9 protein-coding genes and 3 tRNA genes are annotated in these 14,333 nt (G+C 73.1%); 4 read left to right on the forward strand and 8 right to left on the reverse strand.

All coding sequences use genetic code 11. The annotated features are described in order from the left end of the window. Nucleotides 1-19 precede the first annotated feature (19 nt). A complete protein-coding gene (locus JQS43_RS14410; RefSeq protein WP_239674903.1) occupies nucleotides 20-1,216 on the forward strand; it encodes a methyltransferase domain-containing protein in 1,197 nt (398 codons plus the stop codon). Between the two features lie 81 nt (nucleotides 1,217-1,297). Next, the gene (locus tag JQS43_RS14415) at nucleotides 1,298-1,474 is read left to right on the forward strand and encodes a hypothetical protein (protein ID WP_239674904.1); all 177 of its coding nucleotides are present in this window, start codon (nucleotides 1,298-1,300) and stop codon (nucleotides 1,472-1,474) included. Nucleotides 1,475-1,547: 73 nt separating this feature from the next. Here JQS43_RS14415 and JQS43_RS14420 read toward each other — a convergent pair. From JQS43_RS14420 to JQS43_RS14430, 3 genes are all read right to left on the reverse strand, one after another. Next, nucleotides 1,548-1,622: transfer RNA gene (locus tag JQS43_RS14420), tRNA-Val, on the reverse strand. Between the two features lie 21 nt (nucleotides 1,623-1,643). Continuing rightward, nucleotides 1,644-1,714, reverse strand: a tRNA-Cys gene (locus JQS43_RS14425). A gap of 35 nt (nucleotides 1,715-1,749) precedes the next feature. Further along, nucleotides 1,750-1,822 (reverse strand) — tRNA-Gly (locus JQS43_RS14430). Nucleotides 1,823-2,166: 344 nt separating this feature from the next. On the opposite strand from JQS43_RS14430, the gene JQS43_RS14435 reads away from it, so the two are divergent. Then, a complete protein-coding gene (locus JQS43_RS14435) occupies nucleotides 2,167-3,036 on the forward strand; it encodes an NAD(P)H-binding protein (RefSeq protein WP_239674905.1) in 870 nt (289 codons plus the stop codon). On the opposite strand, the gene JQS43_RS14440 is transcribed toward JQS43_RS14435, so the two are convergent. The 3 genes from JQS43_RS14440 to JQS43_RS14450 all read right to left on the reverse strand — a co-directional run bounded on the left by JQS43_RS14440 (nucleotide 3,015) and on the right by JQS43_RS14450 (nucleotide 10,704). Continuing rightward, the gene (locus JQS43_RS14440; protein WP_239674906.1) at nucleotides 3,015-5,348 is read right to left on the reverse strand and encodes a glycoside hydrolase family 95 protein; all 2,334 of its coding nucleotides are present in this window, start codon (nucleotides 5,346-5,348) and stop codon (nucleotides 3,015-3,017) included. The genes JQS43_RS14435 and JQS43_RS14440 overlap by 22 nt on opposite strands. 14 nt (nucleotides 5,349-5,362) lie before the next feature. Beyond that, nucleotides 5,363-8,185: an AfsR/SARP family transcriptional regulator gene (locus tag JQS43_RS14445; RefSeq protein ID WP_239674907.1), complete on the reverse strand. Its 2,823-nt coding sequence runs from the start codon at nucleotides 8,183-8,185 to the stop codon at nucleotides 5,363-5,365. 86 nt (nucleotides 8,186-8,271) lie between these two features. Beyond that, a complete protein-coding gene (locus tag JQS43_RS14450; RefSeq protein WP_239674908.1) occupies nucleotides 8,272-10,704 on the reverse strand; it encodes a beta-glucosidase family protein in 2,433 nt (810 codons plus the stop codon). Nucleotides 10,705-10,809: 105 nt separating this feature from the next. On the opposite strand from JQS43_RS14450, the gene JQS43_RS14455 reads away from it, so the two are divergent. After that, nucleotides 10,810-11,979 (forward strand): cytochrome P450, encoded by a 1,170-nt coding sequence (locus tag JQS43_RS14455; RefSeq protein WP_239674909.1) that lies wholly within the window; start codon nucleotides 10,810-10,812, stop codon nucleotides 11,977-11,979. A gap of 421 nt (nucleotides 11,980-12,400) precedes the next feature. On the opposite strand, the gene bioD is transcribed toward JQS43_RS14455, so the two are convergent. Further along, nucleotides 12,401-13,105, reverse strand: a complete 705-nt coding sequence (gene bioD / locus JQS43_RS14460; RefSeq protein WP_239679444.1) for a dethiobiotin synthase — start codon at nucleotides 13,103-13,105, stop codon at nucleotides 12,401-12,403. 53 nt (nucleotides 13,106-13,158) lie between these two features. Then, entirely contained in the window at nucleotides 13,159-14,295 is a 1,137-nt protein-coding gene (locus tag JQS43_RS14465; RefSeq protein WP_239674910.1) for an 8-amino-7-oxononanoate synthase, read from the reverse strand. Between the last annotated feature and the right edge of the window lie 38 nt (nucleotides 14,296-14,333).

Below are 14,333 nucleotides of genomic sequence, written 5' to 3' on the forward strand. Positions count from 1 at the left end.
GACTCCAGAGAGGCCAACCTTGGACGACATCAACTGGCAGCCGCACGCGGCGAACCTCGCCAAGGACCTCACCGACATAGGCGCGATCCGCGACCCGGACTGGGCGGTGACGTTCGCCGCCACCCCCCGACATGTGTTCGTACCACGCTTCTACCAGATGGACGAGTTCAACCAGCCCCGGACGCTCGTCGACAGCGCAGACTCCGTTGAGCAGGATCGCCCGCTGGAGACGATCTACAGCGATCAGGTCCTCGTCACCCACTATCAAGTGCTTGACGGGAAGATGCCCGACGGGCAGGAAATCCGTACCGCGACCAGCTCCGCCTCCATGCCGAGCATCGTCGCCACGATGCTCGACCGCCTCACAGTCCAGGTTGGGCAGCGGGTGCTGGAGATCGGCACCGGCACCGGCTACAACGCCGCGCTGCTCGCGAACCGACTCGGTGATGAACATGTCACGAGCATCGAGGTTGAACCAGAGACCGCCGCCGAGGCCGCCGAACACCTCCACACCGCCGGGCTCCGGCCGGCGCTTGTCGTCGGCGACGGCGCGGCCGGTCACCCAGCACGGGCCCCGTATGACCGGATCATTGCCACCTGCGCTGCCGACCGCATCCCGTCGGCGTGGATCGACCAGCTCGCCGATGGCGGGATCATCGTCGCTCCACTCGCCGTCGGCGGGATGCTGGTGGTGCTGCATAAGACCAGCCTGGGGACGGTGTCTGGCCGGGTAGATGCGCAGCCCGTAGGTTTCATGCCGCTGCGGCCAGCCGGGCAACACATGCCCGACGGCTGGGTCGCCGACATCCCCAACACGCGGCTCGAGCACCACACAACGACGTGCGTTGAGCCCCAAGCCTGGGCCGACCCCAACTTTCAGCTGTGGCTGGGTTTACACCGGCCCGGGATGCAGACCTCGCTCTGGCTGGATGATGCCGGCGGCTACTACGCCAGCGGCGTGTACACCGCAACCGGCCGGGCAACAGTCGACTACACCGCAGGAGCCAGCGGAGACTGGCCGGTTACGCAGGACAGCGAGCGGGTGTGGGACACGGTCGAGGCAGCATGGGTCACCTGGCAGCAGCACGGCCGACCGGACCGCACCCGGATCGGGATCACCGCACAGGTCGACGGCGACCAGTACGCGTGGATCGACGACCAGGACGGTCCGATGCGTTGGCCACTGCCCACACCCAAACCCTGCTACGGCACGTAATCTCGCTAGCCGAGCCGCCTACCCGGGGCGAGGTGATCCCGCTGGACGAGACCAGTGAGCCGTGAGGAGGATTGCCCGCCCATGCGAACACCACTTGTCCGGCCACCGGCGCTCCGGCCCTGCGAAACCGTGGCGATCGTATCGACCTCGTCGCCGGTCCCGGCCGACGAGCTTGCCCGGCTACGCCGCCCGGTACTCCTGGGTGCGGCCACCGTGATGGATCGGATCTTTGCCGAGCTACCGGCCGGGAAGGCGTAGTCACTCAGTTGGACACGCAGGGATGCAAGGAGGCCATATCCACCGATGGGATATGGCCTCTGACCGAAAACTATGGTGGGCGATACTGGGATCGAACCAGTGACCTCTTCCGTGTCAAGGAAGCGCGCTCCCGCTGCGCCAATCGCCCAAGGGATGAACCCTGTTACCGAGGTGGGGACGGGATTTGAACCCGCGTACACGGCTTTGCAGGCCGTTGCCTCGCCTCTCGGCCACCCCACCGAGGTGAGGCCTCGGTAGCCTCGGCAGACTCTCCGAGCGGGCGACGGGGCTCGAACCCGCGACCTTCACCTTGGCAAGGTGACGCGCTACCAACTGCGCTACGCCCGCATGACTCCGGCTGTTCCCCGGTGCCGAGAGAGAACTCTAGCCCAGTTCCATCCGAGACGCCAACCCGGGGTCGCTTTCCCGGCGTTTCCTCGCGACTCCGACGCCCGCCCCATTCGTCACCTCCGTGACCTGCCGTTGCCGGACCGAGGTATCCCCCTGGGCGCCGCCGTTGCGTAGGGCCGCCAGCCTGGTCGGCTGGCGGCCCTACCGTTGGCGTGGAGCGTCAGGTCAGGCGGTGAAGCTCACCCGCCGGCGCCGCGCCACCAGGAAGAGACCGCCGCCGAGCGCCAGCAGCGCCAACGCGCCGCAACCGCTGCGGGAGCGGCGGCCGATAGGGTGGCGGGATGAACCTGGCGGAGCCGACGCCTGACCCCGGGCTGATCGGGGTGACCGGCGCCACCGGTGGGGTCGGGGGCCGGGTGGCCCGCCGGTTGGCCGCCGCCGGGGCCCGGCAGCGGCTGGTGGTCCGGGACCTGACCCGCGCCCCCGACCTGCCGGGGGCCGAGGCGGTGCAGGCCAGCTACGAAGATCTGCCGGGGATGCGGCAGGCGTTGGCCGAGGTCGACACCCTGCTGCTGGTCAGCGCGAGCGAGCACCCGGACCGGGTGGCGCTGCACCGCACCGCGGTCGACGCCGCGGTCGTCACCGGGGTGACCCGGGTGGTCTACCTTTCCTTCCTCGCCGCCGCCGCGGACGCGACCTTCACCTTCGCCCGCGACCACTGGCATACCGAGCAGTATCTGCGCGGCACCGGCCTGCCCTGCACCTTTCTGCGCGACAGTCTTTACCAGGATGTCCTGCCGTACTTCCCGGACCGGGCCGGGGTGATCCGGGGCCCGGCCGGGGATGGCCGGTTCGCGCCGGTGGCGCGCGACGATGTCGCCGCGGTCGCGGCGACGGTGCTACTCGCCGGCGACGGCCGGCACGACGGCCAGAGCTATGACCTGACCGGGCCGGAGCTGCTGACCATGGCTGCGGTCGCCGCGGAGCTGTCCCGGGCGACCGGCCGGGACATCAGCTACCACCCGGAGACCCTGCCGGAGGCGTACGAGTCACGGGCCCGCTTCGGGGCACCGGAGTGGGAGGTGACCGGTTGGGTCACCTCGTACGCCGCGATCGCCGCTGGTGAGCTGGATCTGCTCGCCGACGATGTCGCCCGGGTCACCGGGCGGCCGCCGACCCGCTTCGCCGACTACCTCGCCGCGGGCGCCTGATCGGCCGGTGGCGGCGTGGCCGGGCCACCGATCCGGTAGCGGCGCCCCGCCTCGACCGTGCCCCGCCAGCCACCCAGCTCGCCCGGCCGAAGGGGCACCTGCTCACCGGTGTCGAGCCGCCGCAGCGGCTGCTCCGGCAGGAGCGGGCAGCGGATGGTCAGCGCCCCGGTCCGGTCGGGCAGCAACGTCACCTCGGTCGGCGCGCCGTCGCGCCAGGCGATGTCTACAGTTACCCCACCCCGGGCGCGGAGCCCGGTGACCCGACCGGCCGGCCACGCCGTCGGCAGCGCCGGCAGGATGTCCAGCACTCCCCGGTGGCTCTGTAGCAGCTGTTCGGCGACGCCCGCCACCGCGCCGAGGTTGCCGTCGAGCTGGTAGGGCGGGTGGATGTCGAACAGGTTGGGCAGGGTGCACTCGCGGAGCAGCGCGGTGAGCATCCGGTGCGCCCGGTCGCCGTCGCGCAACCGGGCCCAGAAGCTGATCTTCCAGGCCTTGCTCCAGCCGGTCCCGCCGTCCCCGCGGGCGTCGAGCGACACCTCCGCCGCCCGCGCCAGCTCCGGCTCGGCCAGCGGGGAGATCTGGTCGGCCGGGTGGAGCGCGTAAAGGTGGGAGACGTGCCGATGCTCGTCGGCCGGGTCGTCCCGGTCGGCCCGCCACTCTTGCAGCTGACCCCAGGCGCCGATCCGCAGACCCGGCGCCAGCCGGCCGGCAGCGTCCGCGAGGCCGGCCGGCGGGTCGATCGCCAACTCGGCGGCGGCCGCCAGCGTGGCCCGGAACAGATCGGCCACCAGCTGCTGCGACATCGCCGCCCCGGCGGTGTACGGGCCGTGTTCGGGAGAGTAGCTGGGCGAGACGAGCAGGGTGTCGGTGGTGGCGTCGATGTGGAGGTTGGCGAGCCAGAACTCCACTGTCTCAGCCAGCACCGGCCAGGCCCGGTGCCGGAGGAACTCACTGTCGTGAGTAAACAGATAGTGCTCCCACAGGTGCCGGCACAGCCACGCCCCCGCCTCCGGGAACCAGAACGCGGTGGGCCAGTCGTGGACTCCGGTGAAGCCCCACGGGGTGGTCTCGTCGTGCACCACCCAGCCGTCGCTGTCGAACATCTCCCGGGCGGTGACCCGGCCCGGCGCCCGCAGCGCGTCGATGAACTCGTGCAGCGGCGGCGCGGTCTCCGCGAGGTTCGTGACCTCGGCCGGCCAGTAACACATCTGCAGGTTGATGTTGAGGTGGTAGTCGGCGCTCCAGGCGGGGGTGGCGGAGTCGTTCCACACCCCCTGCAGGTTCGCCGGCAGCGAGCCGACACGCGACGACGAGATCAACAGGTAGCGGCCGTACGCGAAGTGGAGAGCGGCGAGCGCCCGCTCGGCCGCCGGGTCGGCGGTGTGGTCGCCGTGCCGCCGCACCAGCTCGTCGGTGGGCAGGTTGGGCGGCGGCGCGTCGAGGTCGAGGCTGACCCGGCCGGCGAGCTGCTGGTAGTCGGCGAGATGGGCGCCGCGCAGCGTCGGGTACGGCTGCCCGGCGGCGGCCTCGATCGTCCGGCCGACCCGGGGGGCCGGATCCTCGCCCCGATAGTCGGGGTAGGTGGCCGCGTAGTCGGTGCCGGCGGCCAACCACAGGATCACCTCGTCGGCTCCGCTGACCCGGATCTCGCCCGCCGCCTCGGTGACCGCGCCGCCGACCACGTGCAGGCGCAGCTGTGCTTCGTACCGGAGCCGGTTGTCGGGGAGTTCCCCCCGCAGCCGGATGCCCCGTTGGCCGACGGTGGTGGCGGCGCCGAGCGGCCCCGCGGCGAGCCGCACGGTCAGGGTCACCGACCCTGGCTGGTCGGCCCAGACCCGGCCGGCGATCACCCCGGCGGGGTGGCTGGCGAGATACTCCCGATGGTGGGTGACCCCATCGGCGGTATACCGGACCCGGGCCACCGCGTCGGTGAGGTCCAGCTCGCGCCGGTAGCCGGTGACCTGCCCGGCCGGCTCGGGGAAGTGGAGCCACAGGTCGGCGAGGGGCTGGTAGGCGCCGTAGCCGAGGCGGGGCTGGCCGAGCAGTTCGGCGACCTCGTCCGGCGGGAGCTCACCCACCTCGTCGAGGCGGCGGCGGAGCTCGGGGAGCACCCCTGGCCGCCCGGGCGGCGGCCAGTCGCCGTGCTGATAACCCTCGGCCGAACCGGGGCCGCCGGTCCACAGTGTCTTCTCGTTGAGCTGCAGCCGTTCGGCAGCTACGCCACCGAAGACCATCGCGCCGAGCGCGCCGTTGCCGATCGGCAGCGCCTCCCGCTCCCAGTCGGTGGCCGGCTGCTCATACCAGAGGCGCACAGTCGCCGACCTTATCAGTCCGGCGCCGCGAGCTGCTGCTCCTGCGCACCGCCGGGAGCGGTGGCGTCGACGAGGCCGAGCTCCGCCACCGCGGCCAGCCCAGCCTGGTCACTGTGGTCGGCGAAGATCTGCCGGGCGTGACCGGCCGCGACCCGGGCGGCCTCGGCGTCGCTCTCGGCGAGGCAGAGCCGGGCGCGGGTCACCGCCACGCGGGCCTCGGCGAGCGGGTCGCCGAGCCGGCGCAACGTGGCCGCCGCGCGCTCCACACTGACCCGCGCCTGCCCCGGCGACCCCTGCTCGAGCTGCACATCGGCGAGTTCCCGCAGCGTCTCGGCCTCCCCCCGGGGATCCCCCAGCTGCCGGTAGCCGTCGACACTGCGCTGCAGGAAGTCGGCCGCTTCCCACAGTTGCCGCCGGCGCCGCTGCACCTCCGCCAGGCCTCGCCAGGCATCGGCGCAGCCGCGGAGGTCGTTGTGGCGGACGAAGGTCTCCACCGCGCCCTCGAAGCACACCTCAGCGCCGACCAGCTCGGCGGCGGCCAGCTCGGCCCACCCCAGCCGGCACCGGGTGCGCGCCTCCTCTGCCCGGTCGCCGAGCTCAGTCAACCGGTGCAGGCTCTCCCGCAGCGCGTCGGCCGCCTCCGGCAGCCGCCGCTCGACCCGGTGCAGGTCGCCGATGCCGCGCAGCATCAGCGCCATCCCCCGGCGGTGCTCCGCCGCCCGGGCAGCCGCCAACCCCAGCTCATGGGTGCGCCGCCACTCCTCCAGCTGCGACCGGGAGGCGAGGTACGGCGCCAGGTAGAACGCCAGCCGCCAGGCCGCCTCGTGCCACCCCGCCTGATGCAGGTCGGCCACGGTGGCCACCAGCAGCCCCCGCTCTGCGGTCAGCCAGTCCGCGGCCTCCCGGATCTGCCGGCTGCCGACCTGCAGCGCCGGTTCGGCGAGCCGGGTGGTCTCGCCGCTGCCGGGTTCGGCGGGCAGCAGCTGGGCCCGGGCCCGGCGACTAAGCCGCAACACCCGCCGGGACAACGCCCGCCACAACGGGTCCGCCGGCTCGTCGGTGGACTGTTCCCGGGCGAACAAGCGGGTCAGGTCGTGACAGCGGTACCGGGGCTGCCCGGCCACGTCGACCCCGAGCGGCTGCAGCAGCCCGGAGTCGACCAGCGTCTCCAGGATCTGTTCGGCGCGCGTCTCGACGGCTGGCGTGGGCTCGGCACCGGCGAGCAGGACCGCGGCGGTCCAGGGGGCGAGATCGGGCGCGCTGAGCAGCCCCAGCCGGCGGAACAGCTGCTGCTCCGGCTCGGCGAGACCGTGATAGCCGAGCGCGATGCTGCCGCGGACCGCGAGGTCGCCGGCTGCCAGCTCGTCGAGCCGGCGATGCTCATCGGCTAGCCGGCCGGCCAGGTAACCCAGGCTCCAGCCCGCCCGGCGGGCCAGCCGGGCACCGGCTATCCGCACCGCGAGCGGCAGGCCGCCGCAGAGTTCGACGATCTGCTCGGCCGCCGCCGGCTCCGCCGCCACCCGCTGCGCCCCGGCTACCTGCGCCAGCAGGGTCATCGACTCCTTGGTGGGCAGGGTGTCCAGCTGGTAGGCGGCTGCGGCGGCGAGCCCGGCCAGGCCGGACCGGCTGGTGATCAGCGTGGCGCAGCCAGGAGCTGCGGCCAGCAGCGGCCGGACCTGGGTCTCGTCGTGAGCCTGGTCCAGCAGCACCAGGGCCCGACGGCCATCCAGCAGGGTCCGGAACAGCTGGGCCCGGTCGGCCAATTCGTCCGGCAGGGTGGCGTGCGGGCCGAGCAGCGATCGCAGCAGGCTCGCCAGCGCGCTCGCCGGCGGCAGCGGACCGTCCCCGCCCCCGAGCAGGTCGACGTAGAGCGCCCCGCCCGGGAACCGGTCGGCGAGCGACCGGGCCGCCCGGATCGCCACGGTGGACTTGCCGACACCGCCGGGACCGTGCAACACCAGATGCACCGGCGCCGTTTCGGCCGTGGCGAGGGCCCCGGCCACCCAGGCCAGCGCCTGGCCCCGACCCGTGAAGTCGTTGATGTCGGGCGGAAGCTCCCGCGGCACCCGGAGCTCAGGTTGCTCCGGGGCCGCCGGCGCCGCCTGCTCGCCGGTGTCGGCGAGCACCTGGTCGTGCGCCTGCCGCAGCTCCACGCCCGGCTCCAACCCCAGCTCGGTGACGAGGGTCTGCCGGGCCTGCTGGTAAGTGGCCAACGCCTCGGAACGCCGACCCGACCGGTGCAGGGCGATCACCAACTGCGCCCACGCCCGCTCCCGCAGCGGCTGCTCGGCGACCAGCCGGCGCAGCTCACCGGTGAGCTCCTGGTGGCGCCCGATCCGCAGGTCGAGGTCGATCCGCTCGGCGATGGCCGCGAGCCGCAGCTCGGTCAGGCGCGCCGCATCGCCGCGGCGCAGCTCGTCGGAGTCGAGATCGGCCACCGGCTCGCCGCGCCACAGCGCCAGCGCGTCGGCCAGCAGCGCACTCGCCGCCGCCGGCTGGTCGGGGGCGCACTGGCGCGCCTGGCCTAGCAGCTGTTCGAACCGCCACACGTCGACCTGCTCCGGGTCGGCCAGTAGCTGATAGCCGCCGGGCACCGTCTTGATCAGATCCGCGCCGAGCAGCCGGCGCAGCGCGCTGACATACACCCGGAGCACCGACTCGGCCGAGCGCGGCGGAGCGTCGCCCCAGATCACTGCCACCAGACGCTCCACAGTCGTCAGTGACCCGACGTTGAGCGCCAGCCCGGCCAACAACGCTCGGTGCTTCGCGGGGCCAGGGGTGAGGTCACGCTCGCCGTCGTGCACCGCCACCGGCCCCAACAGGGCGATCGAGATCACGCCCGGGCCGTTTCACCGTGTGTAGACACCACCGCCGAACGATAGAACACAATATCTACTCGCAGCCACCACCCCAGCCTGGCGGGTCAGCTACCCGACACTGGTGCGCTCACCGTCGACGTCAGCGGGGTGTCCCCTACGTTGCGGCCGACCGACAATGTGAACTCACCCGGCTCGGTCACCCACCGATGCTGCGCCACTGACCAGTAGCCGAAGCCGTACGGGTCCAGCGGCACCTCCACCGAGACCTGCTGACCCGGCTCGGCGTTCGCCACCGCGAACCCGGCGAGCCAGCGGACCGGCCGCTCCACCGAACTATCTGGACGGGACAGATACGCCTGGACGACTTCCTTGCCGGCGCGCCGGCCGGTGTTGCGCAGCGTCACCACCGCCGTCGTGCCCACCACCCGCAACGACTCATACTCCCAACTGGTGTAGCCCAGGCCGTACCCGAACGGGAAGGCCGGCTCGCGGCCGGACCGCAGCCACGCCCGATATCCGATGTGGATGCCCTCGGGGTAGGGCAGCTGACCCTGCTCCGGGGTGGTGGTCAGCACCGGCACATCCGCCTCGGTCGCCGGCCAGCTGGTCGGCAACCGGCCACCTGGCTCGGCCACCCCCAGCAGCAGATCCGCCACCGCGTCGCCCAACTCCTGACCACCGAACCAGGTCAGCAGCACCGCCCCGACCTGGTCGCGCCACGGCAGCTCCACTGGGCTGCCGGCGCAGACCACCACCACGGTACGAGGGTTCGCCTCCGCCACCGCCCGGACCAGTGCGTCCTGGTCGCCCGGCAGCCGCAGCGAACGGCGATCAGCGCCCTCGCTCTCGACCTGTTCGGTGGTGCCCACCACGACCACCGCCACGTCGGACTGCGCCGCCGCCGCGACCGCCCGGGCCTGCTCGGCGGCCGGGTCGTACGGCGGCCGTTCGAAGCCGAGCATGCACAGGGTGGCGGGGGCGCCGACCGGGATCTCGTAGGTGAGCGTCAGCTCGACCGTCTCACCGTCGTCGAGGGTCCTGCTGACCGCCCGCTCCGGCGGCTCGTGGAAGGCGTCCACCAGGTTCAGATCCGCTGGATAGGCGCCCTCGTCGAAGACGGTCTCGCCGGCCACCGCCAGCGTAAACTCGCCGACCCCCCGGAAGCCGAACCGCCACTGCCCCGGCTCGTCGGCGCACAGCCGGGTGCTGGCCCGCAGCCGCGCCACCCCGTCGGGCAGATCTCCGGAGGTGTAGCGAAGCCGCCCCGCCCGCCGGTGCTCGGTCTTGAGCACCGTGCCGTCGGCGGCGAGCAGCTCCACCAACAGCCCCGGCTCGCCGGTGGTCGGGATGGACACCAGCGGCGGCGCCACCGGTTCCAGCCCTTCGGCGAGCCGGGTGCCGGCCACATGAGTCACCTCCGCGACGCCGGCCAGCGCCGCCCGCACCCCGGCCAACGGCGAGACCACATACCCCGGGTGCACCTCCGAGCTGCCGCCGCCCTGGGTCCGGGCCGCCGCCGCATGCGGGCCGAGCACCGCCACCCGGGACAGCTGCTCGGCCCGCAGCGGCAGCAGCTCATCCCGGTTGGTCAGCAGCACCGACCCGGCGCTGGCCAGCCGACGCAGCAACGGCGCGGCCTCGACCCGCGGCGGTGCCAGCGCCGCCGGCGCCCCGGCCAACGCCCCGACCCGGCTGGCCAACCGCAACAGCCGCCGCACCTTGTCGTCGACCGCCCGCTCGTCGACCGTGCCCGCGCGCACCGCCGCCACCAGCTCGTCGCCCCACGGTGAGTTGTCCGCCGGCATCGCCAGGTCCAGCCCACCGTTGCCGGCCGCCACCGTGGTACGCGCGGCGAACCAGTCCGAGACAACCACGCCGTCGAAGCCCCACTCCCCCTTCAGCGGCTCCGCCAGCAGCGGATGCTCGGTCATGGTGGTGCCGTTGACGCTGTTGTACGCGGCCATCACCAGCCAAGCGCCGCCGCGGCAGACCATCTCCTCGAATGGTCGTAGATAGACCTCCCGGAGGGTCCGCTCGTCGACCCGGACGTCCACGGTGAACCGGTCGGTCTCGGAGTCGTTGGCGACGTAGTGCTTCGGCGTCGCGCCCACCCCGCACGCCTGCAACGCCACCACGTACGCGGTGCCGAGCACCGAGGTGAGCCACGGGTCCTCTGAGTAGCACTCGAAGTGCCGGCCGCCCAGCGGGCTACGGTGCAGATTGATGGTGGGCCCCAACACCACGTCGACCTCTTTGCGGCGGGCCTCGGCGGCCAACAACCGGGCCAGGTCGGCGACCAGGTCGACGTCCCAGCTGGCGGCGATCGCGCTCGCCGAGGGGGCGTTCGCCGACGGGTCGGTCTCGTCGTGCCGGGTGCCGCGCACCCCGACCGGGCCGTCGGAGAGCGCCATCGCCCGCAGCCCGACCGCCGGCTCCGGGGCCAGGGTCCACCAGTCCGCCCCGCTGAGCAGGCGGACCTTCTGTTCCAGGGTGAGCTTCGCCACCAGCGCGTCAAGATCAAGAGGGGCGTCCGTCATGCCTACCGACCCTACCGACCGCCGGGACCGCTCCCAGACCGCGTCCGGCCGCGTCCGGCCGGGTCCACCGACCACCGCCCGGGCCGGACCGCGTACCGTACCGTCGTGCTGTTCCGCAGCTGGGAGGTGCCGGCACCGCGGCCCGCGGTGGCGGTCACCGTCGATCACACCGGCCGTGACCAGGTGGTGGTCGCCGGGCACGAGCTGGTGCGTGCCGTGCTCGCCGACCCGGTGACGTTCCGGCCCGACAACGCGCTCGACGCGATCACTCCGATCCCGGTGGCGGCGCTGCGGATCCTCGCCCGACACGGCTTCCGGCTACCGCCCACCCTGGCCAACAACGGCCTGCCCAGCCATCCCGGCATCCGGGCGATCGTGGCCGACGCGCTGCACCCGGCCCGGGTCGCCGAGCAGCAGCCCTGGCTGACCGGCGTGGTCCGGCGACGGGTGGCCGAGCTGACCCGCCGGCTGCGCGCCGGCGACCAGCTCGACCTGTACGCCGAACTCGCCGCCGACCTGCCGCTGCTGGTGCTGGCCCGGCTGGTGGCGCTACCCGACTCCCAGACCACCGTGGTCAAGGACTTCTCCCGGGCAGCGTTGGAGCTGTTCTGGGCGCCGCTCTCGGCCGACCGGCAGGTCGCGCTCGCCGAGGTGGTCGGCCGTTACCACGAGCTACTGCGGGAGTGCGCCGCGAGCGCTGGCGGCATGGTCGGACGGCTGCGCGACCACGCCCGCGCCGAAGGGCTCAGCCCGGACACCACCGTCGGGGCGTTGTTCTTCCTGCTCGTCGCCGGCCAGGAGACCACCTCCCAGTTCCTGACCCTGCTGCTCGACCGGCTCGCCCAGGAGCCGGCGGTGCTGCGGAAGCTGGTCGCCGGCGACCTGGCCGCCGCCGAGGTGGTGGAGGAGGGTCTGCGCCTAGAGCCGCCGATCGTGACCTGGCGGCGGGTCGCCGCCCACGACACCGAACTCGCCGGGGTGACGATACCGGCCGGCGCCAGCGTGGTGCTGTGGCTCGCCGCGGCCGGTCGCGACCCGGCGGTAACCGAGAAGCCGGAGCAGTTCCTCCCCGGTCAGCGCGGCTCCCGTCGCCACCTGGCGTTCGGCGCCGGCGCCCACCGCTGCCTCGGCGCCCAGTTGGCCCGGATGGAGGCGACGGTGGTGGTGGCCGAGACCGCGCCGTTGCTGCGCCGGGTACGAGTCCACCGTTCCCCCTGGTGCCCGGACAACCTCTCGTTCCGGATGCCGGACACGCTGCTGGTGGGAGGTGCCTAGTGGACGCCGCTCTGGTGCCCGACTAAGTGGGAGCGGCGGACGCAGGCCCTGTTACGTGGCCTACGAGACCTGCGAGCACAAACGGAGCAGTGTTGGCGGCTCGACGGCGCCGACAATCGGAACCGATATGGCCCCCGACGCTCCGCTGATTGTTGCCGGCCGCCCGCCCGCTTGGCGCGTTGGACAACCCCGTGACCTGGGTGAACTCCCGTCAGGGCGCGATCTCTTGGGCAAGTCCCGGCCCGCCGAGACCAGCTGCCGCGCGCGTCTGGCGGTGACAGGAGTGCCAGCGCGAACGGCCTGTCGCCGGCTCCAACTGCTCCGTTTGCGCTCGCAGGTCTCGTAGGCCATGTATCGGGGGCCCAGTATGCCCCGTCCGCCGTCCAAGATCACCAGCTGACACGGTGGACGGTAGGCGATGTCAGTCGATCTCTTCGATCCAGACTCGCCAGTCGTCGAGCACCCCGAACAGCTGGGGCGTGAGCCAGCCCGGCGCCGAGCGCTGAAAGACGCCGGGGGCAAGCCGGCTCGACCCCTCCGGCACCACCCCGGCCAGCCGGGGCCGCAGCTCCGACAGGTTGGTCCAGTGCACCGCCTCCGGCTGGGCCGGCCACGCCCCGATCACCGCACATGCCGGCAATGCTCGCCGCTCCAGCGCCTCCATGGTCAACGCGGTGTGGTTCAGCGTGCCGAGCCCCGCCCTGGTCACCACCACCGCGCTCGCCCCCAGCAGCAACCCCAGATCGGCCACCGTCCACGGCTCCCCCGACGGGCGTACCCCCATCGGCACCAACAACCCACCCGCGCCCTCCACCAGCACCAGGTCATGCTGCTTGACCTGAGTTCGGATCGAGTCGACGACGTCGTAGAGAGCCAGCGGGGCCGCCTGCGCCACCCGGGCGGCGATCAACGGCGCCAACGGATCCGGGTACTCGGTGAGGGTAAGCGCAGTGGCCGGGGCGGCGAGCCGCACCACCTCGGCGATGTCGCCGGGGGCGCCGTCCTCGACGCCGCTCTCGGCCGGTTTGACGACCGCCACCCGGCGGCCTGCCGCGGTGGCGGCGGCGGCGATCGCCGCGGTCACCACCGTCTTGCCGACCCCGGTGTCGGTGCCGGTGACCAGCACCGGCCCGTGCAGATCGGCCCAGGCCGGGTCGCTCCACACCGGGTCGTCCCGGCTCACGGGGCGCACGCCACAATCACATCGAGGGCGGCGTCGAACTCCGCCGCCGAGAGGCTCGCGTTCACGGTCAGCCGCAGCCGCGACCGGTGATCGGGTGTGGAGGGCGGCCGGAAACATCCCACCGACACGCCGCGCTCCCGGCAGGCCGCCGCCCAGGCCGAGGCCGACTCGGCGTCCGCGGCCTCGACCGACACCACCCCGGCGGCGGGCACCGTGGTCGGCAACCCGGCGCCGCGCAGCCGCTCGGCGGCGTGCCCCGCCCGCTGCCGCAATTCGTCCCGCCGGGCGTCGTCCTTCCGGGCCAACCGCAGGGCGGTACGGGCACCGGCCACCACCGGGGGTGCCAGCGCGGTGTCGTAGATGAAGGTCCGGCCGGTCTCGATCAGGTGCCGGATCCACGCCGCCGGCCCGGCCACCACGCCCCCGGCGGCGCCCAACGCCTTCGACAGGGTGGCGGTCACGACCACGTCGCGTTCACCGGCCAGCCCAGCCGCCGCCGCACCGCCCGCTCCGGCCGGGCCCAGCACCCCCAGCCCATGCGCGTCGTCGATCAGCAGCAGCGCCCCGTGCTCGCGGGCCGCCTGGTGCAGCGCGGACAACGGCGCGGCGTCACCATCGACCGAGAAGACCGACTCGGTCACCACCACGGTGGGCCGCCCGGCCGCCTCCGCCAGCGCCGTCACCACCGCGGCCAGGTCGCAGTGCGGCGTCACCACCGTCTCGGCGCCGGCCAACCGGCAGCCGTCCACCAGCGAGGCGTGCGCGTGTTGATCAAGGATGAAGACCGCCTTGGGCTGAGCCAACGCCGTCAAGGCCCCCAGGTTCGCCAGATATCCCGACGAGTAGACCAGCGCCTGTTCGGCCCCGAGCCAACCGGCCAGGTCCGCCTCCAGCGCGGTGTGCAGCTCAGTGGTTCCGCGTACCAACCGGGAGCCGGTGGCGCCCAACCCGTACCCGGTGAGCCCGTCGATCGCCGCCGCCACCACCTCCGGGTGCCGCGACAGCCCCAGGTAATCGTTGCCGGCCAGGTCGATGACCTCCTCGGCCGAGCGCCGGGGGCGCAGATGCCGGGTCAGCCCGGCCCGGGCTCGCAGCGTGGCCCGCCGCTCCAGTCGCTGCAGCCAGATCGTCACCGCAACCACCACCGGCGGCTACGGCGGGCGGGGAAAGC

The organism is Natronosporangium hydrolyticum (genome assembly GCF_016925615.1).
GTDB classification, from domain to species: Bacteria; Actinomycetota; Actinomycetes; order Mycobacteriales; family Micromonosporaceae; genus Natronosporangium; species Natronosporangium hydrolyticum.

Coding starts and splice junctions, on each gene's coding strand:
- JQS43_RS14415 (WP_239674904.1), top strand. CDS start 1,298: ATGCGAACACCACTTGTCCGGCCACCGGCGCTCCGGCCCTGCGAAACC.
- JQS43_RS14435 (WP_239674905.1), top strand. CDS start 2,167: ATGAACCTGGCGGAGCCGACGCCTGACCCCGGGCTGATCGGGGTGACC.
- JQS43_RS14450 (WP_239674908.1), bottom strand. CDS start 10,704: ATGACGGACGCCCCTCTTGATCTTGACGCGCTGGTGGCGAAGCTCACC.